The sequence below is a fragment of the Peribacillus sp. V2I11 genome (assembly GCF_030817135.1).
GTDB classification, from domain to species: domain Bacteria; phylum Bacillota; class Bacilli; order Bacillales; family DSM-1321; genus Peribacillus; species Peribacillus simplex.
In genome coordinates, this window is record NZ_JAUSYW010000001.1 from 3,861,210 (window position 1) to 3,883,188 (window position 21,979).

Below are 21,979 nucleotides of genomic sequence, written 5' to 3' on the forward strand. Positions count from 1 at the left end.
AAAATGGAAAAAGGAAATGGTTAAGACCAATTTCCAAGATTTTTTAAATGAAGTAATCGTTTTCAAAATAATATATCAATTTAATCCTTTTTTGTATAGGGTATTTTTGAAATTTAAAGGAAAGTCAACTATGCTTTTGCTGATTTTTTTGGATGACCCGGTCCAGTGATTCCTCGACGTTTTGAAGGTGAAACAGCATGGCACTGCGGGCTCCGTCTTCATCCTGTGCCACGATTGCATCATAAATCCTGACATGCTGCTGGTAGAGCTGCTTAAGTGTCATCTCTTCGGAATAAAGCGCAATCCGACGGATATCACGCATCTTTTCAGTCATTAATTCTGAAACGTGGTTCATCAATGTAATCAGCAGCTCATTTTGTGATGCGTTTGCCACTGCAACATGGAAGGCGATATCCGCTTTATCACTTAGCTCTTCATCATCGGATACCTTTTCCATATCAAAAAGCCTTTCCTTCAGTACGATAAGGTTTTCTTCCGTTCTCTTCTTCGCTGCCACTTCTGCCGTACCGGACTCAAGGATTTTCCGAACTTCCAGTAAATGCTTGATATTGTCTTGATCCATCAAAAGGGCGGCAGACAAGGGATGGTTCATGATGGTAGGGTCGAAGGTTTTGACGAATGTTCCTTCACCTTGTTTTATTTCAATAAGACCCATTGAACTCAATGCACTTAATGCTTCGCGGATGGCCGGGCGCCCGACTTGGAAATTTTCCGCAAGCTGCTGGATGGAATCCAATTGTTCACCTGGTTTCAGGCTGCCTGACCGAATCATTTCATAAAGTTCATCGCTGACTTCTTCATAAATTTTTTTCGGCTTTATTTTTTTATATACCAAGTAGTAGCACCTCTATTTTCTATGAGTTTCTCTGGTTAATATTATATAACACAAATGATCTTTGACACTTCCAGAAGGTTAAAAAATCAACAAAAAATAAAAAAAATCTTGATTTTATATTTTCAATCATTTAATTTTAATGAGTACTCATCAAGTCATCTGATGACTTTGAATATTTGGTTATGTAAGGGGTTTCAATCAGCTGTTAATTTCTGAATTTTTTAAAAAATTTATAGAAAATGGAGACGAAATGAATGACATGGACACAAAACTTTACGCCGATTACCGATAATTTAGTTTTATCATCTCTTGCCGCACTCATTCCAATTCTTTACTTTTTCTGGGCACTTACCATCAAACGGATGAAAGGTTACATTGCAGGTATAACCACGTTGCTTGTAGCTCTTGCAGTGGCTGTATTGATATATGGAATGCCTGCAGGAAAAGCAGTGATGTCTGCTTCACAAGGAGCTGTATATGGGCTGCTCCCAATCGGATGGATAATCATCACTTCCGTATTTTTGTACAAAATGACCGTTAAAAGCGGACAATTCAATATCATTCGGTCTTCGGTGCTTTCGCTTACGGAAGACCGCCGCCTTCAGGCATTATTGGTGGCATTTTCTTTCGGGGCCTTTTTAGAAGGTGCCGCGGGATTTGGAGCACCGGTCGCCATTTCAGCCGCGCTTTTGGTCGGTCTCGGATTTAACCCGCTATATGCAGCAGGGATTTGTTTGATCGCGAACACCGCTCCGGTAGCATTCGGGGCGGTTGGAATACCGATCATCGCCATGGAAGGCCCTACTGGCATAGCCGCCATGGAGATTTCAAAAATGGTCGGCCGCCAATTGCCATTCCTTTCGGCTTTCATTCCGCTTTATCTCATTTTAATAATGACTGGGTGGAAAAGGTCGCTTGAAGTCTTGCCGGCAATTTTGGTTTCCGGATTTTCCTTTGCCATTACACAGTACTTAAGTTCAAATTTTCTTGGGCCCGAATTACCGGACATCCTTTCCGCGTTAGTGTCACTATTTGCATTGGCGATCTTCCTTAAATTCTGGAAACCTAAAACGATCTTTCGCTTTGCATCCGAGGAAACGGCAGCAGCTGTCGAACCTTTATATACAGCCGAAGCGGAAACAAAATACACGAAATGGCAGATATTCCATGCCTGGTCACCATTCCTTCTGTTAACGCTTTTCATAACAATATGGGGGATGAACCCAATAAAGCCGGCACTCTCAGGACATTATGAAGGCAACAATGCGTTGCTTGGGGGAATCAATGAAATCGGGAAACTATTAACCTTCCAAATCGAAGTCCCAGGTCTGCATAATGAGATAATCGGAAGCAATGGATTGCCGATTGCGGCTTTCTATAAAATAGAACTGCTCGGAGCAGCCGGGACCGCCATTTTACTGGCTGCCATCGTAACGAAGTTCATCGCCCACATGTCTGCAAAAGACTTTTATAGCACTTTTGTTGAAGCGATGAAAGAATTGGAAAAACCAATCTTGATGATTTCTACTGTAGTGGCTTTTGCCTATGTGACGAATGCTTCAGGCATGTCGACAACATTAGGGATGACCCTTGCAAAATCAGGTGATTCATTTCCGTTCTTCGCACCTGTTCTCGGCTGGTTGGGTGTGTTCATTACCGGATCGGATACATCAGCCAACCTCTTATTTGGCAGTCTGCAGAAAGTGACCGCTCTTAAAGTGGGGATGGAACCGGTCCTGGCACTAGCGGCGAACTCTTCCGGAGGGGTTACGGGAAAGATGATTTCCCCCCAATCGATAGCGATTGCTTGTGCCGCCGTTGGATTGGCGGGCAGGGAATCAGAATTATTGAGATTCACGCTCAAACATAGTCTTTTCTTATTGTTGCTAGTTTGTGTGATTACCTTCTTGCAAAATGGCGTCCTTTCCTGGATGATTCCATAAGTAGAATGAGGCTCCCTTTTGAATGGGAGCCTCGAAATATTTTCCAAGTCCAATAAAAAAAAGGAGGACATATCATGCAACTGGCAGTTGTGGCAGGAAAATTGGTTCATGAGGTTCGAAAACTGATTGATGAGGAAATCATCATTATTGATCATGCTGGCACGATTATCGCCAGCACCGATAGCAGCCGTATTGGATCTTATCATGAAGGAGCCATCCACGCTTTCAACAATCGTGAGAAATTGATCATCAATAAACAGGATGAACGAAGTTGGAAAGGAGTGAAGGCAGGAATAAATCTACCTATTTTCTTCAATCAGGAAGCCGTTTGTGTCATTGGAATTACGGGCGACCCCATACATGTTTCCCCCTATGCGGAACTTTTAAAAAAGATGACGGAGATGTTCATTCAGGAAAGCTATCATATCGAACAAGCAGAATCCCAATCACGCCTGATGGAATTCTTTGTATTTGAATGGCATCAGCTGCAGACGTTCAATGAGCTATTCCTTCGGAAGGCCAAGTTGCTTGGGGTCGATGTTCATGCTGACCGGATCATCACCCTTGGTGAATTTAAGACTGAGGAAATCATTGAGCCTCATGTGTGGAGAACGCTTCAGATATACATTAGTCAGCAGCATCCCAATGACATCGCAGTCCGTTGGGGGAGGAACCAATTCGTCATTCTTTCAATAGCCGATTTCATCGGTTCAAAAATCCAACAATTAAAGAAATTAAGTAAACTGCAAAAAAAGCTGGAAGAGAGTTCGGGTTATAAAGTGTGTGCAGGAGTTAGTTCGCGTGCATCAGGGTCCGCTTTCAGGTCAGCATTTTTTAAAGCCGAACGTTCCTTGAAAATCGCGTTTCCTTCATCGGGGATTATATTTGACGAGGACTTGAAGCTTGAGGTCCTGCTTGATGAAGTTACCGCTGAAACAAGACAGGAATATTTATCCCGGACGATTCAGGATTTGCTTCCTAATGAAGAGCTGCTTAAAACCCTTTCCATGTATTTTGCATGTGATCTATCTTTGAAGGAGACCGCCGCAGCCCTGCATATCCATATCAATACCCTCCATTACAGGCTCAAGCGCATAGAAGATTTGACCCAACTGAATCCTAGAAAGCTTACCGATCTAGTCACTATGTATCTGGCATTAAGTGTATTGGATAAACATACAAATTAATTTTATGGAAAGCTCTAAATTCTATATGTTCATACATAGAAGGTTGAATGTTTTATTTCTTATACTTAAATCATATAAAAAATATCGAATTCCATCTGTTTATATGAGGAGGATATACATGTTGACAAAGCAGGTTAAGCAGTTACTTCTTACCATCGTCGGTCAGGAGAATTACGATGACTCGAAAGTGGAATGTCTAGTCTATTCATATGATGCAACGCCAGGGTTTCAAGCGATGCCGGATGCTGTCATTAAACCGGGCTGCTCAGCTGAAGTCGCAGCCATCGTCAAAGTTTGCAACGAATATGGTGTTCCGATCGTTCCACGTGGGTCTGGGACGAATTTAAGCGGAGGCACTTGCCCGACAGAGGGGGGGCTTGTCCTTTTATTCAATCGAATGAATTCATTACTTGAAATAGATGAGGAAAACTTAACGGCGACCGTACAGCCTGGGCTCATCACATTGGACTTGATTTCGGCCGTTGAAGAGAAGGGCTTGTTTTATCCGCCGGATCCAAGTTCGATGAAAATCTCCACGATTGGCGGCAACATTAATGAGAACTCTGGTGGACTGCGAGGATTAAAGTACGGAGTCACCCGTGATTATGTCATCGGGCTTGAAGTTGTCCTTCCGAATGGGGATATCATTCGAACAGGGGGCAAGCTTGCCAAAGATGTAGCCGGATATGATTTAACGAAGCTATTTGTCGGATCGGAAGGGACCTTGGGCATCGTTACGGAAGCGATCTTAAAGCTGATCCCAATGCCGGAAACAACAAAGACGATGCTTGCCTTATATCAAGATCTGGATGCTGCAGCCCAGTCAGTGGCCAAGATCATTTCAAATAAAATCATTCCTGTTACATTGGAATTTCTTGATCGGCCGACGTTGATCGTGGTTGAGGACTTCGCGAAAATCGGTTTGCCCACCAATGTGGAAGCCGTCCTGTTGATCGAACAGGATGGTCCGCCTGAAGTGGTGGAACGCGATATGAAGAGGATGGCCGATATCTGTCTAGGGGAAAAGGCGGTTTCCGTGGAAATTGCCGAAACGGAATCTGACGCTGTCGCCTTGAAAACGGCAAGACGGACCGCCCTTTCCGCACTGGCACGCCTCAAGCCGACGACCATTTTGGAAGATGCCACCGTTCCCCGGTCGGAAATTGCCAAAATGGTCAGGGCGATTAATGAGATCGCTGGCAAGCATAACGTGGACATTTGCACTTTCGGTCATGCTGGGGATGGGAACCTGCATCCAACGTGCATTACCGATGCTCGTGATCATGAGGAAATGGAGAGAGTGGAGCTCGCTTTTGCCGACATTTTTGCCGCGGCTATCGACCTTGGCGGGACGATTACAGGTGAACATGGTGTAGGAGCGATGAAGGCGCCTTATCTTGAATGGAAGCTGAAGAAAGAAGGGATTGATGCCATGAGAGCGATTAAACAAGCTTTCGATCCCAATAACATCATGAATCCCGGCAAAGTATTTGCCAAGGAAACAAGGAAAAGGGTGGTGGTTTCTTCATGACGACAGTTCAGGAAAGGGAAACCATTGCCATTCAATTCGCGGAAAAAATGAATGAAGATGAATTGTTGAATTGTATGCGCTGCGGCTTTTGCTTACCCCACTGCCCGACATACATAGAATCGGGGCTAAAGGAATCCCATTCACCAAGGGGGCGGATTGCACTTATGAAAGCGGTGGCGGATGGTGTGATTGAGCCCGATGAGGATGTAGAACGTTCGTTGAGTCTTTGTCTCGGCTGCAGGGCTTGTGAACCTGTGTGTCCTTCAGGTGTGAAATATGGACATCTTCTTGAAGAGGCAAGGGATATCATCCATCAGAATAAAAAGCACAGTTACCCTGAAAAAACAATCCGCAAGGCCGTTTTCAGTGGATTATTCCCGCACCAGGAGCGAATGCAGGCCATGACAAGTTTGCTTGGCTTCTATCAGAGATCAGGCCTCCAATACATGGCCCGTAAAACGGGAGTCCTCAACATGCTTCCGGATAATTTGGCAACCATGGAAAAAGTGCTGCCGAAAGTCCCTAAAAAATCAGAAATGAAAAATAGGCCAACCGAGCTGCCTGCAATCGGTACGCCACTCAAAAAGGTGGCTTTCTTTTCAGGCTGCTTGATGGATACGATGTTTTTGGAAACGAACAAGGCCACACTAAAGCTTCTTCAGGTGGCCGGATGTGAAATCGTGATTCCGAAATCCCAGGCATGCTGCGGGGCGCTGCATGGGCACAGCGGTGAAAAAGCAGGTGCAAAGCAACTGGCCAAGCGTAATGTAAAAGCTTTTGAAGCGGAGGAAGTTGATTATATCATTACGAATGCCGGCGGCTGTGGAGCTTTTCTCATAGATTATGACCATCTGTTCCAAGATGAACCGGAATGGCACGATCGTGCAATCGCATTTAAAAATAAGTTGAAAGATATCAGCCAGATTCTTGTTGATTTGCGTTTTCATGAAAAAGTTCGCTTGAAACTGCCAGCTCAATCTGTAACTTTCCAGGATTCCTGTCACTTACGGAATGTGATGAACACCTCCTTGGCTCCGCGAATTCTCCTTCAATCGATAGATGGAATCGATTTCAGGGAAATGAAGGATGCGGATCGGTGCTGCGGCTCCGCTGGTATTTATAATATTGTTGAATCAGAGATGTCCATGAGAATTCTCGACTCTAAAATGGAACACACGAAATCGACACAGGCCGATATTGTTGTCACGGCAAACCCTGGCTGCCTGTTGCAAATGCAACTGGGAATCGAGAGGGTAAACTTGGGGGAATGTACGAAAGCGGTGCATATAGCGGACCTGCTAATAAAGGCTGTGGCGTTATAATAGAAGAAAAAATATAAGAAGTATTCGAAAAAAATGAAAATAGCATTATTTGGTTAAATATTGCATTTGAAAAAAGGGGGAAACCCTTGTAAAGACTGGATTTCAATTGAAAAAGCGTTCTGTGCTGAGAACAAAATGTAAATGATATAACATAAATGAAATATTGATTCCTCGTTTACTTAGGAACATAGCGGGTAGAGTTTATATATAGCATCCACTAAACGAAACAACAAAACCTAAGGAGGAATGTAAAATGAATAAAACAGTATATGGTGTATATGAATCAAATGCAGAAGTGATCCAAGCAATTAATGCACTTAAAGCAAAGGGCTTTGAAGGAGACGATATTACGGTCGTCGCAGACAAGGAAGAAACATTGGATTTCACGAATCATCAACGCGAAACGGATGTTCATACAATGACGAATGTACCTAACGACGAATCATTTATGGACAAGGTGGCAGGTTTCTTCATGCCGGAAGATACGGCAGACCTTTCAACAAGATTGGCGAATGCAGGCCTTTCGAACAGTGATGCGGCTGAACATGTCTTTGATGTAGAAAATGGAAAAGTCCTGGTTCTGGTTGAAGAAGGTGAAGGCCACCTTGGAACGGCAAGAGATAAATTCACGACCGGAAAAATGGACACTGCCGGTACAAGGCTTGATACAAACTCCACCAACCAACTATTTAACGGCACTGAAAAAACCGATGCATTAAATAAAGAAGATGTTTATGGAGTCAACGGACAAGGCCGTGAATTGCCAGAGGATGAAAGGACGCTTACACTTCGGGAAGAACAGCTGAACATTGACAAAGAAAGAGTTCAGACAGGTGAAGTCGTCATTAACAAAGAAGTCAATGAACAACATAAAACGATTAATGTCCCTGTTGAACACGAAGAAGTGACAGTTGAGCATAGATCAGTTTCAGGACGTGAAGCGAATCTGGAAACCGGAAGCATTGAGGATGGGGATGGGGAAACATTACGAATCCCCGTTGTTGAAGAAAAATTGGAAGTTTCGAAAAAACCGGTTGTCACTGATGAAATTGTCATTAAGAAACATGCTGTACAAGAAACGGAACAAGTTCAGGATACTCTTAAAAAGGAAGATATCCAGCTTGAAAGTACAGATGACTCGATCGTGAATGAGAAAAAGGCAACTGAACGTAGAACCGACCGCTTCTAAGAGTGAAGGAAATGGCCTGCAGTTTTAAAAACTGCAGGCTACTTTTGATTTTAAAGGCTGATTAAAGGTTCGAATCTAGCGAAGGCAAACCTTTGAATGGACCATTTTTTGTTTAATTAGCACCCATCAGGGTATAAATACACGTAAGAAGAAATATCGGGATAATAGGAGGAGGAAGATGTATGGGAAGAACAGTATATGGTGTTTTTAATACGGAAAGAGAAATAATCCAGGCTATACAATCCCTCAAGGAAAAGGGGGACCATGAAGGAGAAATAACCGTGATGGCTGATAAGAAAGAAGACTTGGATTTCTTCAATGAAAAGCGGGATGCCGATGTAGACGTCGTTACTAACTCGAACGATGAATCCTTCATTGATAAGATGAAACACTTTTTCCTGAACGAGGGTTCTGAAGATATAAGGAACCGACTAGGCGACTTAGGGCTTGCCGATAGTGAAGCCACCGCTTATATAAATGAAGTGGAGGCTGGAAAATTCCTGATTCTTTTAGATGAATCGGAAACCGTATCAGCACGAGAAAGCGTAACTTCCAATCGCACGCAGGATACGGACGAACTACCAGCAGAGAATCCGCTTAGAACAGGGGTGGTGAACAATCCGGACCCGAACCTTTTTCCTGAAACAACAGCGAATGCCTATCGAACAAGGGAAGTGGAAGCACAACCAGGAAGAAGCGAGGAACTTCACGGAAATTCTGCCAACATCTTTGAAAATGAAGAGCCGGATACGAAGCGAGCTCACGAAAGGGAAATCAGGGGGAACTCCACCGAAAAATATAAGGACCAAAAGCCAGGGGATTATGAAGGGACACTAGCAAGCGACCCTCATGCAGACCCAGTTTCTTCTGATACTGACAAAGCCCTGGATGCTCAAGGATCACTGGATCGGACCGTGAGCACGAATGCTCTAAGTGGTCAGCAAGAGGAAGGCTTGAAAGATGAATACATCAAAAATCGAATTAATACCGACAATCTGTAATACGCAAAATAACAGCCTACACAAGGCTGTTATTTCAGTTTGTAGACAAAAGGGCTTCTATCTAAAAGTTAAAACAAAGTGGATTGGAACGGGTGTGCGAGACTCCCGGACCGCCCGCTGAAAGCGAGTGCCTGTAGAGAAAATCAACGTTCGAACTGTACAAACCCTTAAAAAACTGTAGATGATTTTCATCGAGTTTCTCTACAGTCTGAAACCCTTTAGGCAAAAGGTTCCTTCGTCCATTAGTATGGAAATCTCAATAGACTATTTGCTTGTTTATTGATAAAGCCGCAAGGTATAATGACAAAGGAATTTTATTTTAAGTAGAGTAACAAGGAGGGGGAGAAACATGGAAAAAAACGTATATGGTGTTTTTGACTCTAATCCGGAACTACTTGCTGCAATTCAAGACTTAAAAGCTAAAGGCGTGTCTGGCACCCAAATGACAGTGGCAGCTGATATAAAAAAAGATGTGCAGCTTGGATATGAACATACGGATATACTGATCATCGCCAATCAGGATAAGGAGGACACTCTTTTTTTAAAAATCTTCCACTACTTCACAGATGAAGGATCTGGAGATTTACGCAGCTTTTTCACGAAATACGGCTACTCTTTTGCTGAGACAAAAGCGATGCTTCAAGAAGTGAGCGCAAAAAAATTCATCCTGCTGCTCGATGAAGAAGTCTCCATCGAAGAACTGAAGGCTGGCGTAGCGAAATTAAAAAAATAACAGCCTTTGAAGGCTGTTATTTTTTTAATCCTGCTTCGAGGGCAGTGATCATTTCCTGTTTTTCCTGCTCAGATGAATTTTGCCAGATGACCTCGAACAATACTCCCAATCCAGGAAGCATTTTTTCCTCGCCATTTTGTATGGCATCGACAATCGTGTCTTCCAGCTGATCTTGCGAATTTCCAGATACATTTTGGATGATCGCATTACGTAAGTTCAAATTCATAATCATTCCTCCTCTAACACATAATGATTGACATTAATAGCATTTCACAAACTCGCATGCAATATGTATGTGAATTGCGTTATAATAGGAAAATCAGTGTGAAGTTAAAGGAGCGTTTACCCTTGAAATATATCGAATCCGTAAAAAACCCTCAAGTTAAGCAATGGAAAAAACTTTTGACGAAAAAAGAACGAGATAAAACAGGTAAATATTTAGTCGAGGGTTTTCACCTAGTTGAAGAAGCCTTAAAAGAAGAAATCGTCTTGGAAGTGATCATCAATGAAGAAACTGAAATGCCTGCCCATTTTAAGGTGGAAGGCACAGAACTCATTTATGTGAAAAATGATATTATGAAGGCGATTTGCGATACCGAAGCCCCGCAGGGAATTGCCGCGGTTTGTGAACAGAAATCAACGAGCATGGCGTCCATCAATCCGGATAAACTATTGTTGATCGATGCTGTCCAAGATCCGGGGAATATTGGAACGATGATCAGGACAGCGGATGCAGCTGGAATCGATGCGGTCATTCTTGGCGAAGGGTGTGCTGACTTGTATAATCCCAAAGTGGTCCGTTCGACGCAAGGAAGCCTCTTCCATATGCCTGTCATTAAAGGGAACCTTTCCGAAATCATCGATGAGCTGAAGCAAAGCGGCACACCGGTTTATGGCACGGCATTAGAAGGCGCATCGCCATTTGAAGAAGTGGAAAAGTCTTCCCGATTTGCCCTGCTGGTCGGTAATGAAGGCCAAGGAGTATCGAAGGAATTACTGGGGAAAACGACTAAAAACCTTTATATTCCCATCTACGGAAAAAGCGAATCATTGAATGTGGGGATTGCTGCCGGGATTTTAATGTACCATTTACGAAAATCGATTTGAAACGGCAGAAGAATTATAATATAATAAAACAGAATTTTATAATGAAAACAACGATGACAAAGAGTAGTAGCTTAAGTTAACCATATCCAGGGAAAAAATGCCTTGACTGAAAGCATTTTTATGGCACTGCTTAAGGGAATTCACCTTTCGAGTTGGCATTGGGAAGACAGGATGTCCGAAAAATGTTCCGGTGAAGAGCCGTTATTTTTAATGAAGTGAGTGCATGAGTTTTTTTGTTTGTGCACTAATAAGGGTGGTACCGCGATACATAAACCTCGTCCCTTTAGGGATCGGGGTTTTTTTGTGTTCATTTTTACAAAAGGAAAATAAAGGAGGAAGACATGATGCAGGAACGATTACTAGAACTGCAGGAAGAAGCGTTGCAAAAAGTTGCCGCCGCTTCCGAATTAAAAGAACTGAATGAAGTCCGTGTTGCTTATTTAGGGAAAAAAGGGCCAATCACTGAGGTATTGCGCGGCATGGGTAAATTATCTGCCGAAGAACGCCCAAAAATCGGGGCACTAGCCAATGATGTACGGGAAGCGATTGCAACAAAGATCGAGGAGAAACAAAAAGCACTTGAAACTGCGGCAGTCAATGCAAAGCTAGCAACTGAAACGATTGACGTCACACTTCCAGGACGTCCGGTTAACAAGGGGAACCTTCACCCATTAACACGTGTCGTGGAAGAAATCGAAGACTTATTCATCGGTATGGGTTATACCGTTGCGGAAGGTCCTGAAGTCGAAAGTGACTACTACAACTTCGAGGCACTTAACTTGCCAAAAAGCCATCCGGCACGTGATATGCAGGATTCCTTCTACATCACGGATGAAATCCTGATGCGTACGCACACTTCACCTGTTCAAGCCAGAACGATGGAAAAACATAAAGGTCAAGGTCCTGTTAAAATCATTTGCCCAGGGAAAGTATATCGCCGTGATAACGATGATGCAACACACTCCCATCAATTCCAGCAAATTGAGGGCTTGGTCATCGATGAGAACATCAGCATGAGCGACCTGAAAGGAACGCTTGACGTATTTGCGAAAAAAGTATTCGGGCAAGACCGTGAAATCCGACTTCGTCCAAGTTTCTTCCCATTTACGGAGCCTTCCGTCGAAGTGGATATTTCTTGTAAAATCTGCGGTGGTAAAGGCTGCAGCGTATGTAAACAAACAGGTTGGATTGAAGTGCTTGGCGGCGGGATCGTTCATCCGAACGTCCTTGAAATGGCTGGCTTCGATTCCAAGAAATACTCTGGATTCGCATTTGGAATCGGCGTGGAACGGATTGCCATGTTGAAATACGGTGTGGACGATATCCGTCATTTCTATACGAATGATGTTCGATTCTTAAAACAATTCAACCATCACGAAGCATAAATTTTTATTTTAAAAAGGAGGACCTACCATGTTTGTGTCATATAAATGGTTACAAGATTATGTTGACCTTTCAGGCATCAATGCGACGGAGTTAGCTGACAAAATCACGAAAAGCGGCATTGAGGTTGAAGGGGTAGAAAAGAAAAGTGAAGGGCTAAAAGGAGTCGTCATCGGGCATGTCATTGAACGTGAACAGCATCCAAATGCGGATAAATTAAATAAATGCCAAGTTGATATCGGGGCCGAAAATCCCGTTCAGATCATCTGTGGAGCACCGAATGTCGATAAAGGCCAAAAAGTCGCAGTCGCTACTGTTGGCGCAGTCCTTCCAGGTAATTTCAAAATCAAGAAAGCGAAACTTCGCGGAGAGGAATCGCACGGGATGATTTGCTCGCTTCAAGAATTGGGCTTCGAATCCAAGCTCGTTTCCAAGGATTATGCTACAGGTATCTTCGTCTTCCCAAATGATGTGGAAGTGGGGAAAGATGCTTTGGAGGAACTTGGTTTAAGTGATGAAGTGCTGGAACTTGGGCTGACTCCAAACCGTTCCGACGCATTGAGCATGCTTGGTGTTGCATATGAAGTGGGAGCCATTCTAGGCCGGGAAGTGAAATGGCCGGTTGTCGAGAAAGTAGAGGCAGCTGAAAAAGCATCAGATTATATCAGTGTCAAAGTGGAAGCGAAAGAAGATAACCCGATATACATTGCTAAAATCATCAAGGATGTTAAGGTAGGACCCTCACCGCTTTGGATGCAGACTCGGTTGATGTCTGCAGGTATCCGTCCTCATAATAATGTGGTGGATATCACGAACTACATTTTACTTGAATACGGTCAACCGCTTCATGCCTTTGATTATGACCGCTTTGGTTCAAAGGAAATCGTCATCCGCAGAGCGAAGGATGCTGAAAAAATCGTAACTTTGGATGAAACGGAACGCTCTTTGACAACTGACCATTTAGTGATCACAAATGGCTGCGAGCCTGTTGCGATAGCTGGTGTGATGGGCGGAGCGGATTCAGAAGTGAAAAATGATACGACGAACATCATTATTGAAAGTGCATATTTTGCAGGTGCAGTAGTTCGTAAAGCTTCAAAGGACCATGGATTACGCAGTGAAGCTAGTGCCCGTTTTGAAAAAGGCGTCGACCCGGCCCGTGTTCGTGAAGCTGGAGAACGTGCTGCACAATTGATTGCACAATATGCAGGCGGAACAGTCTTACAAGGAGCAGCAGAAGTTGACGAATTGACAATGGAACCTGCGGTCATTAGCATCACTCTTGAAAAAATCAACACACTTCTTGGAACAAGCATGACCGTATCAGTTGTGGAATCGATCTTCAAACGTCTGCAATTCGGCGTGGAACTTGACAATGAAACGTTCACAATCACAGTCCCGACGCGCCGTGGTGATATTACGATTGAGGCTGATTTAGTCGAAGAGGCTGCACGTTTATTTGGATATGATAACATTCCCGCCACACTGCCGATCGGTTCCGCTACCCCAGGCCAATTGACTGACTATCAAATTAAACGGCGGAAGGCACGCCGTACACTTGAAGGCGCAGGCCTTTATCAAGCGGTGACCTATTCCCTGACAAGCCAGGAAAAAGCGTCCCAATTCGCATTGGAAGCAAGAGAATCCATACGATTGGCAATGCCAATGAGTGAAGAAAGAAGCCAGCTGCGTTTAAGCATCGTGCCTCAATTGCTGGAAGTCGTGAAATATAACAATGCCCGCCAAATTGATTCATTGGCACTGTATGAAATCGGTTCGGTATTCTTTAAGCGTGACGAACAAGAACTGCCTGAAGAAAAAGAACATATTGCTGGAGCAATAACCGGCCTATGGGAGTCACATCTATGGCAAGGTGAAAAGAAACAAGTGGATTTCTTTGTAGCCAAAGGCGTGATCGAAGCATTATTCGACACACTTGGATTAGCTGATCAAATCAGTTATCGCCAAGCGGAAATAAACGACATGCATCCAGGACGGACAGCGGAAGTACTATTGAATGGTGAAGTAATTGGCTTTATCGGCCAAGTGCACCCAACTGTCCAAAAAGACTTGGATATTAAAGAAACATACATTTTCGAACTTTCCTTAAAAGCATTGGCCGAAGCCGAAGTCGCGCCGATTGCGTACCAAACCATTCCGCGCTATCCATCAACAACACGCGATATCGCGCTCGTGCTGGATAAAGCTACGAAAGCCGGGGACATTCAGGATATTATTGAAGAAGCCGGTGGCAAACTGCTGAAAGAAGTAAGCATCTTCGACTTATACGAAGGTGAAAGAATGGAGGAAGGCAAGAAATCCATTGCCTACTCACTGAAATACTTCGATCCGGAACGTACTCTAACGGACGAGGACATTACAAAAGCACATGATAAAGTTCTTGAAGCCGTTAAAGAAAAAGCTGGCGCAGAGCTAAGAGGATAAACCCAAAAGACAGCTCCCTGAATCATGGGGAGCTGTCTTTTTGGAATTTACGAGTAAGCCGCACGAACTCACGAGTAAATGGAGCAAACTCACGAGTAAACCGCACGAACTCACGAGTAAACGGCGTAAACTCACGAGTAAACAGCGTAAACTCACGAGTAAACGGAGCAAACTCACGAGTAAACAGCGTAAACTCACGAGTAAACAGCGCAAACTCACGAGTGAACGGTGTAAACTCACGAGTAAACAGCGCAAACTCACGAGTGAACAGCGCAAACTCACGAGTGAACGGTGTAAACTCATGAGTAAACCGCGCAAACTCAAGAGTGAACGGAGCAAACTCACGAGTGAACCGCGTAAACTCAAGAGTAAACGGAGCAAACTCACGAGTGAACAGCGCAAACTCACGAGAAAAAGGCGGCTGTTCCGGAGGATCAGCCGCTTTCTTCTATTTATGATATTTCTGCTGATATAGTCGCTTCGCTTTTTCTGTGTTGGCGAAGTGTGTTTTCGTGAATTCGTATAAGGAATCGATTCCTTTTTCATGAATCAATCTTGCGGCGGCTTCATCTACTGCAAATCCGGCACCTTTTGGGATTTTGAATCCGGCTTTTTCACTCAGTGAGTCAAAGCGTTTGACGAATGCATATCGGGCCAGGATGGATGCGGCTGCTACTCCAAGGTGAATGCCTTCCGCTTTTGTGCATAGATAGGTGGCATTAGCTTGAAATAGTTCTTGGCCTTTTAGGTAATTGAAAAATACCTCTGGTTGAGCGAATTGATCAATAAGGACGGCTTCCGCTTGTTCCGGCTGGATTTTTTCCATGAGATGCTTGATCGCTTGGTTATGGAGAAGTGCCTTCATTTTTCCTTGTGACATTCCCTTTGCCTGCAGCGTATTATATTTCGGGTTGTCGCATGTGAGCAGACTGAATGGCACTACATCCTTAATCTGCTTGGCAATTTCGATGATCTGCGGATCTTTCAGATTTTTGGAATCCTGGACACCAAGCTCCTTCAAAAGGGCTAGCTGCTCCTTTTTTGCATAAACGGCCACGACGGTCATCGGGCCGAAATAGTCTCCTGTTCCGACCTCATCGGAACCAATCACTGACATGGTTCCGATATTTGCAGGCGGCGAATATCGATGGACGTTGACTGATGCAGAGGATGCCTTTTTTTTCTTCGGAGCCGCAGCAGTGGTGCCCTTTTGCCACTTTACCGCTTCTAGTTCGGCATTCTTACCCTGAAAAAGTACCTTTCCGGATTTATAGGCGGTCACCGTACATAGCGGCGGTTTGGCGGAAAAGATGCTCCCCGGCGGAAGCTTGGCGGCCAAGGATGAAGAATAATGGGACTTCATCGCCTTTATTTGTTCAGGACTGATAAGTAAAACAACATGGGACATAATGGGTAAGCTCCTAACTTCATTTTGTTTATTAGGTAATCTTCTTCCTAAATTCGTTTTCGTTTGACAAAATATTGAAATTTTTATGCAAGAAATGACGATGTACTCTCTTTCGTGACGAAAAACTTCATGATATGATAGAATTAGGATTGTTTAGATTGGGGGCATCATTTTGTCAGACGATAAACGAAATAAAACAACAGTTGATATATACGGACAACCATATACAATCGTCGGCACAGAAAGCGCAAGTCATATGCGCCTGGTCGCTTCAATGGTTGACGAAAAAATGAGAGAGATCAGGATGAAAAATCCATACTTGGATACAAGTAAGCTAGCGGTGCTGACGGCTGTGAATACCGTCCACGAATATATTAAATTAAAAGATGAATTAGACCAGCTTCAACTGGAATTAAAGAGAGAGAAGGACTGAGTACATGCTTGATTTAGCAATTCTGGCCATTCTTTTAATCGGTTTATTAATCGGTTTAAAGCGTGGCTTCATTTTACAACTGGTACATATGACAGGGTTCATAGTGGCATTCATCGTCGCCTATGTATTTTACGGAGATCTTGCTCCAAATTTGAAATTGTGGATTCCGTTTCCAACGATGGGTGATTCCTCGACCCTTAATATGTTTTTCGATACAGTCGGGCTTGATACGGCTTATTACAACGCTATTGCCTTTGCAATCATTTTCTTTGCTGCCAAGATTCTTTGGCAAATGATAGGGTCCATGCTCAACTTCATTACCCATCTTCCGATATTAAAGCAGCTGAATCGCTGGGGTGGAGGGATATTGGGTTTTCTCGAAGTCTATCTTATCATGTTTATTATATTATATATAGCTGCCATGCTGCCAATGGATTCCATCCAAAAACCATTAACGGGATCATTTCTGGCAGAATCGATCGTGAAACATACGCCGTTCCTTTCCGAGCAAGTGAAGGAGCTTTGGTTTCATGATGTAAAACAATCTTAATGTCAGTATAAGTGGGCCTGCCTCCCTTTCTCAAAGTCCTGGATTCCTATACTTTGAACGGGGGAGGCCCCTTTTTATGTAGCAGCATGTGACTTCCTCCTATTTGATTCGAAAGGTAGGAATCTGACTGCTTGTACTTTACCTCCAAGAAAGGTATCTTTAAGAAAGTGAACATGGGACACCCTACTAATTTTTTCGGCGGTGAATTAAATGACAGTTAATAAAAAAGATATCATTAAATTATTAGAAAAAATCGCAATATATATGGAATTAAAAGGAGAGAACCCGTTTAAGGTTTCAGCTTTCCGTAAGGCAGCGGGCGCCTTGGAAACGGATGATCGGAGCCTGTCGGCCATCGGGGACTTTACCGCTTTAAATGGAATCGGGAAAGGAACGGCATCCGTCATCGAAGAGTATATAAATGAGGGGAAATCGACTGTACTTGAAGAGCTGCAGGAGCAGGTGCCAAAAGGGTTGATTCCGCTTCTGCAGCTTCAAGGTTTGGGCGGGAAGAAAATTGCCAAGCTTCATAAAGAGCTGCATGTCAATGATGTGAATGATCTTAAAATCGCCTGTGAGGAAGGCAGGGTCGCGGCGCTTGCCGGTTTCGGCAAAAAAACGGAAGAGAAGATCCTGTCTGCTATTGCCGAGGCAGGTTCCAGGCCCGATCGGCTGCCCCTTGCCTTCATGAGGCCGATTGCGGATGATATTGAAACGGCCCTTGCTAACATGGAATACATAATCCGTTCTTCCAGGGCCGGGAGCATCCGGCGTATGAGGGAAACCATCAAGGACCTCGATTTCATCATCTCGACAGATCATCCGGAAGAAGTTAAGGATCAACTGCTTGCATTAACGGGGATAAAGCAGGTGATTGCGGCCGGTGAAACAAAAGTATCGGTCGTGCTTGATTATGAATATGATATTTCTGTTGATTTCCGAATCGTGAAGGATAAGGAATTCATCACGACGCTCCATCATTTTACAGGTTCGAAGGATCACAATGTGCGGATGCGCCAGCTGGCTAAAGATCGCGGAGAGAAAATCAGCGAATATGGGGTGGAAGTGACTGAAACCGGTGATGTCTTGACGTTTGAAACGGAAGAACGATTTTATAATCATTTTGGCCTTCCTTTCATTCCGCCAGAACTGCGTGAAGACGGAACGGAAGTGGAGCATTATGATGCTAATGAACCTCTCATATCTTTAGAGGCCATCAAAGGTGATCTGCATATGCATACGACATGGAGTGACGGGGCTCATACGATTGAAGAAATGATTGAAGCATGCCGTGCAAAAGGGTATCGATATATGGCCATCACCGATCATTCGCAATATCTGAAAGTGGCGAACGGCTTGACCGTGGAACGTTTACGTGAACAAAAACGGATCATCCATGAACTAAATGAAAAATACGCTGACTTTACCGTTCTTTCAGGGATTGAAATGGATATACTTCCTGATGGGACACTTGATTATGACGATGAGCTGCTTGCAGAGATGGATTTGGTGATCGCATCGATTCACTCAAGCTTTTCACAGCCTCGGGAAACGATCATGGAGCGCTTAAAAACGGCTCTGAATAATCCGCATGTCGATATCATTGCCCATCCAACGGGAAGGATCATCGGCAGACGAGCCGGATATGATGTTGATATAGAGATGCTGATCGAGCTGGCTCGTGAAACGAATACTGCCTTGGAATTGAATGCGAATCCGAACCGATTGGATTTGGCACCTCCCCATCTGCGCAAGGCACAGGAAGCAGGCGTTCCAATCGTAATCAATACGGATGCCCACAGCATCGACATGCTTGAACATATGCCTGTTGGGGTCTCGTCGGCCAAAAAGGGCTGGATTAAAGAATCAACGGTTCTTAATGCAAGGGATACAGATGGATTATTAGCGTTTTTAAAGAGAAATGATTAACTATTTGCCCATAAATAAGGAGGAGCTTTAACTCCATGCATAATAAAGCTTTAAAGACATTGGAATTTCATAAAATAAAAGAACAATTAATCTCACACGCATCCTCATCCATAGGAAAAGAGAAGGCAGAGCAATTGATGCCTTCCACGGATTTTGAAGAAGTGTCGAGATGGCAGGAAGAAACAGATGAGTCAGCCAAAATAGTCCGGTTGAAAGGCAACTTGCCATTGGGCGGGATTTTTGATATCCGTCCACATGCAAAAAGGGCACAGATTGGCGGAATGCTCTCACCGATGGAGTTGATGGAACTTGCGAGTACGATTCGTGCCGGCAGGATCCTAAGCCGTTTCTTCGAAGAACTCGCAGAGCAGGAAATTGATGTTCCGCTTTTAGCCGAATATATCGATTCCCTTCATCCATTAATTGATTTGCAACAGGAAATTACGTATGCAGTAAGCGAACATGGCGAAGTGATGGATTCTGCCAGCGACAAGCTTCGTACCTTAAGAAACCAGATTCGGACGAACGAAAGCCGTGTCAGGGAAAAACTAGAAAGCATGATCCGTTCTTCCAATGCATCAACAATGTTATCCGATGCTATCATCACCATCCGGAATGACCGATTCGTCATCCCGGTAAAACAGGAATACCGCAGTGTGTATGGCGGGATCATTCATGATCAATCCTCATCAGGGCAGACGTTGTTCATTGAACCGCAAGCGATCGTTCAGCTGAATAATGTCCTGCAGGAAACCCGAGTGAAGGAAACGCAGGAAATAGAACGGATATTGGTCGAACTATCGGAAAAAGTCGGTGCGTTCACCCCTGAATTGCTTCATAATGTCAAAGTGCTTGCACAAATCGATTTCCTTGTCGCCAAGGCAAAGTATGCAAAAGCGATAAAAGGATCCAAGCCGATTCTGAATAATGAAGGACGCGTGAAATTATTCAAAGCGAAACACCCGCTCATTCCGAGTGATGTTGTCGTTGCCAATGATATTTTTCTTGGAGATGAATTTACGACAATCGTCATCACCGGTCCGAATACAGGTGGTAAGACGGTTACCCTGAAAACGATTGGGCTCTGTACGTTAATGGCTCAGTCCGGTCTGCAAATCCCTGCGCTGGATGGTTCCGAAACGGCTGTGTTTTCCTCTGTTTATGCCGATATTGGGGATGAACAGTCGATTGAACAAAGCTTAAGTACATTCTCATCGCATATGGTCAATATTGTCGATATCCTTAAGCATGTCGATTATGACAGTCTTGTTTTATTCGATGAGCTTGGAGCGGGAACTGACCCACAGGAAGGTGCCGCTTTGGCCATTTCCATTTTGGATGAAGTGTATAAGCGCGGAGCACGTGTGATTGCAACGACACATTACCCGGAATTAAAAGCGTATGGATATGATCGGGAAGGCGTCATTAATGCAAGCGTCGAATTTAATGTGGAAACCTTGAGTCCCACCTATAAACTTTTGATCGGTGTACCAGGGCGGAGTAATGCGTTTGAAATTTCCAAGCGCCTTGGTTTGGAAGAAAGCGTGATAAGCAACGCCCGCAGTCATATAGGTGAGGATACAAATAAAGTTGAGAATATGATAGCATCTCTTGAAGACAGCCGAAAGAAGGCCGAGGAAGAGGAGCTGGAAGCCAAGAATCACCTGGAACAGGCGGAAATTCTTCATAAAGACCTTCAAAGGCAAATTGGTGAATACCATGAAGAACGGGATGCGATGGTCGAAAAGGCAGCAAAAGAGGCAGCGGCAATCGTTGAAAACGCACAAAAGGAAGCGGAAGCGATTATTGCCGACTTACGTAAATTGCGACTCGAAAAGCATGCCGATGTTAAAGAGCATGAACTGATCGATGCCAAAAAGCGGCTTGAAGAAGCAGCGCCTAAAGTGAAAAAAACATCTAATAAAGCTGCGAGGCCGCTGGATAAAAGCTTGAAACCTGGAGATGAAGTAAAGGTCGTAAGCTTTGGTCAAAAAGGTCACTTGATTGAAAAGGTCTCGAATAATGAATGGCAGGTTCAGATCGGCATCATGAAAATGAAGGTGAAGGAGTCTGACCTGGAATTCATCAAGGCCACAAAAGTTAAGGAAACAATGCCGCTGACTACGATCAAAGGCCGCGATTATCACGTTAGCGTGGAACTTGATCTCCGTGGAGAACGCTTTGAAAATGCAATATCAAGAGTGGAAAAGTATATTGATGATGCTCTTTTAGCCGGTTATTCGAGTGTCTCCATCATTCATGGTAAAGGAACGGGCGCTCTTAGGTCCGGGGTCCAGGAATACTTGAAAAATCACCGCTCTGTCAAAAGGATTCGCTTCGGTGAAGCCGGTGAAGGCGGAACAGGTGTTACGATGGTGGAATTTAAATAAAGGAAAGTGGTCACTCCGGCTATTCAGCCAAGCCGGGTGGCTAGTTACCATTCGGGAGTTGGACCATGGAGAACATGTGGGAAAATGAATATGTATATATAGCTGCTCGTTACAGTGTAGTTATTCTGTGCATTATTGTTTTTTTATCCATTTTTGAACTTGTCACAAAGTACAAGAACTGGGAGGAAATCAAAAAAGGAAACCTTTCTGTCGCGTTGGCAACAGGTGGTAAAATTTTTGGAATCGCCTATGTATTCCAACAGTCCATCCTCCATCAGAATTCGCTTCTTACCATGATTGGCTGGGGCGTTTACGGATTTGTCCTGCTGTTGATCGGTTATTTCATTTTTGAATTTATGACTCCTCGATTTAAAATAGATGAAGAGATACAAAAAGATAATCGGGCAGTTGGATTCCTATCGATGATCATATCAATCGCATTATCTTTTGTCATCGGCGCCGGAATTTCTTAATGCCCTTCATGAGAGGGAGTAAGCTGTGGAGAAACTTGCAAAAGTCTTAATTGTTTGTTGCGGAATCTTTTTTCTGTTAGGAATCATTTATATGATATT

General features: G+C 43.9%; 19 protein-coding genes and 1 other annotated feature. Of the genes, 16 read left to right on the forward strand and 3 right to left on the reverse strand.

What is annotated here, in order from left to right:
- Nucleotides 1-124 precede the first annotated feature (124 nt).
- Nucleotides 125-856: a FadR/GntR family transcriptional regulator gene (locus QFZ73_RS18895; protein ID WP_285847007.1), complete on the reverse strand. Its 732-nt coding sequence runs from the start codon at nucleotides 854-856 to the stop codon at nucleotides 125-127.
- Between the two features lie 254 nt (nucleotides 857-1,110).
- On the opposite strand from QFZ73_RS18895, the gene QFZ73_RS18900 reads away from it, so the two are divergent.
- From QFZ73_RS18900 to QFZ73_RS18930, 7 genes are all read left to right on the forward strand, one after another.
- Nucleotides 1,111-2,799, forward strand: coding sequence for an L-lactate permease (locus QFZ73_RS18900; RefSeq protein WP_307269355.1), 1,689 nt, complete (start codon nucleotides 1,111-1,113; stop codon nucleotides 2,797-2,799).
- A 74-nt stretch (nucleotides 2,800-2,873) separates the two neighbouring features.
- Nucleotides 2,874-3,986 (forward strand): PucR family transcriptional regulator, encoded by a 1,113-nt coding sequence (locus QFZ73_RS18905; protein WP_307269359.1) that lies wholly within the window; start codon nucleotides 2,874-2,876, stop codon nucleotides 3,984-3,986.
- Nucleotides 3,987-4,104: 118 nt separating this feature from the next.
- A complete protein-coding gene (gene glcD, locus QFZ73_RS18910) occupies nucleotides 4,105-5,517 on the forward strand; it encodes a glycolate oxidase subunit GlcD (RefSeq protein WP_307269362.1) in 1,413 nt (470 codons plus the stop codon).
- The gene (locus QFZ73_RS18915; RefSeq protein WP_307269364.1) at nucleotides 5,514-6,839 is read left to right on the forward strand and encodes a (Fe-S)-binding protein; all 1,326 of its coding nucleotides are present in this window, start codon (nucleotides 5,514-5,516) and stop codon (nucleotides 6,837-6,839) included. The genes glcD and QFZ73_RS18915 overlap by 4 nt, the downstream gene beginning before the upstream one ends.
- A 253-nt stretch (nucleotides 6,840-7,092) precedes the next feature.
- Entirely contained in the window at nucleotides 7,093-8,028 is a 936-nt protein-coding gene (locus tag QFZ73_RS18920; RefSeq protein WP_307269367.1) for a YsnF/AvaK domain-containing protein, read from the forward strand.
- A gap of 182 nt (nucleotides 8,029-8,210) precedes the next feature.
- On the forward strand, nucleotides 8,211-9,029 hold the full coding sequence (locus QFZ73_RS18925) for a YflT domain-containing protein (RefSeq protein WP_307269370.1): 819 nt from the start codon (nucleotides 8,211-8,213) through the stop codon (nucleotides 9,027-9,029).
- A 349-nt stretch (nucleotides 9,030-9,378) separates the two neighbouring features.
- On the forward strand, nucleotides 9,379-9,762 hold the full coding sequence (locus QFZ73_RS18930; protein ID WP_307269373.1) for a general stress protein: 384 nt from the start codon (nucleotides 9,379-9,381) through the stop codon (nucleotides 9,760-9,762).
- A gap of 16 nt (nucleotides 9,763-9,778) precedes the next feature.
- On the opposite strand, the gene sspI is transcribed toward QFZ73_RS18930, so the two are convergent.
- Nucleotides 9,779-9,988: a small acid-soluble spore protein SspI gene (gene sspI / locus QFZ73_RS18935; RefSeq protein ID WP_061464325.1), complete on the reverse strand. Its 210-nt coding sequence runs from the start codon at nucleotides 9,986-9,988 to the stop codon at nucleotides 9,779-9,781.
- A 122-nt stretch (nucleotides 9,989-10,110) separates the two neighbouring features.
- Between sspI and QFZ73_RS18940 the strand changes: the two genes are divergently transcribed.
- The 4 genes from QFZ73_RS18940 (at nucleotide 10,111) to QFZ73_RS28975 (ending at nucleotide 15,002) form a co-directional block, all read left to right on the forward strand.
- On the forward strand, nucleotides 10,111-10,869 hold the full coding sequence (locus QFZ73_RS18940) for a TrmH family RNA methyltransferase (protein ID WP_307269382.1): 759 nt from the start codon (nucleotides 10,111-10,113) through the stop codon (nucleotides 10,867-10,869).
- A 44-nt stretch (nucleotides 10,870-10,913) separates the two neighbouring features.
- Nucleotides 10,914-11,155, forward strand: a binding site (T-box leader).
- Nucleotides 11,156-11,213: 58 nt separating this feature from the next.
- Nucleotides 11,214-12,254, forward strand: coding sequence for a phenylalanine--tRNA ligase subunit alpha (gene pheS, locus QFZ73_RS18945; protein WP_098370018.1), 1,041 nt, complete (start codon nucleotides 11,214-11,216; stop codon nucleotides 12,252-12,254).
- A 28-nt stretch (nucleotides 12,255-12,282) separates the two neighbouring features.
- Nucleotides 12,283-14,697 (forward strand): phenylalanine--tRNA ligase subunit beta, encoded by a 2,415-nt coding sequence (gene pheT, locus QFZ73_RS18950; protein ID WP_307269388.1) that lies wholly within the window; start codon nucleotides 12,283-12,285, stop codon nucleotides 14,695-14,697.
- 32 nt (nucleotides 14,698-14,729) lie between these two features.
- Entirely contained in the window at nucleotides 14,730-15,002 is a 273-nt protein-coding gene (locus tag QFZ73_RS28975; protein ID WP_373459017.1) for an alanine-zipper protein, read from the forward strand.
- Nucleotides 15,003-15,145: 143 nt separating this feature from the next.
- Here QFZ73_RS28975 and rnhC read toward each other — a convergent pair whose 3' ends face one another.
- A complete protein-coding gene (gene rnhC, locus QFZ73_RS18955) occupies nucleotides 15,146-16,105 on the reverse strand; it encodes a ribonuclease HIII (protein WP_307269391.1) in 960 nt (319 codons plus the stop codon).
- 172 nt (nucleotides 16,106-16,277) lie between these two features.
- Between rnhC and zapA the strand changes: the two genes are divergently transcribed.
- From zapA to QFZ73_RS18980, 5 genes are all read left to right on the forward strand, one after another.
- Nucleotides 16,278-16,538: a cell division protein ZapA gene (zapA, locus tag QFZ73_RS18960; protein WP_230301753.1), complete on the forward strand. Its 261-nt coding sequence runs from the start codon at nucleotides 16,278-16,280 to the stop codon at nucleotides 16,536-16,538.
- 4 nt (nucleotides 16,539-16,542) lie between these two features.
- Nucleotides 16,543-17,088 carry a CvpA family protein gene (locus QFZ73_RS18965; RefSeq protein ID WP_144480482.1) on the forward strand — a complete coding sequence of 182 codons (546 nt, stop codon included), beginning with the start codon at nucleotides 16,543-16,545 and terminating at the stop codon, nucleotides 17,086-17,088.
- 210 nt (nucleotides 17,089-17,298) lie between these two features.
- Nucleotides 17,299-19,017, forward strand: coding sequence for a DNA polymerase/3'-5' exonuclease PolX (polX, locus tag QFZ73_RS18970; RefSeq protein WP_307269402.1), 1,719 nt, complete (start codon nucleotides 17,299-17,301; stop codon nucleotides 19,015-19,017).
- Between the two features lie 35 nt (nucleotides 19,018-19,052).
- Nucleotides 19,053-21,407: an endonuclease MutS2 gene (locus QFZ73_RS18975; RefSeq protein WP_307269405.1), complete on the forward strand. Its 2,355-nt coding sequence runs from the start codon at nucleotides 19,053-19,055 to the stop codon at nucleotides 21,405-21,407.
- Nucleotides 21,408-21,472: 65 nt separating this feature from the next.
- On the forward strand, nucleotides 21,473-21,880 hold the full coding sequence (locus QFZ73_RS18980; RefSeq protein ID WP_251429148.1) for a DUF350 domain-containing protein: 408 nt from the start codon (nucleotides 21,473-21,475) through the stop codon (nucleotides 21,878-21,880).
- Nucleotides 21,881-21,979 lie beyond the last annotated feature (99 nt).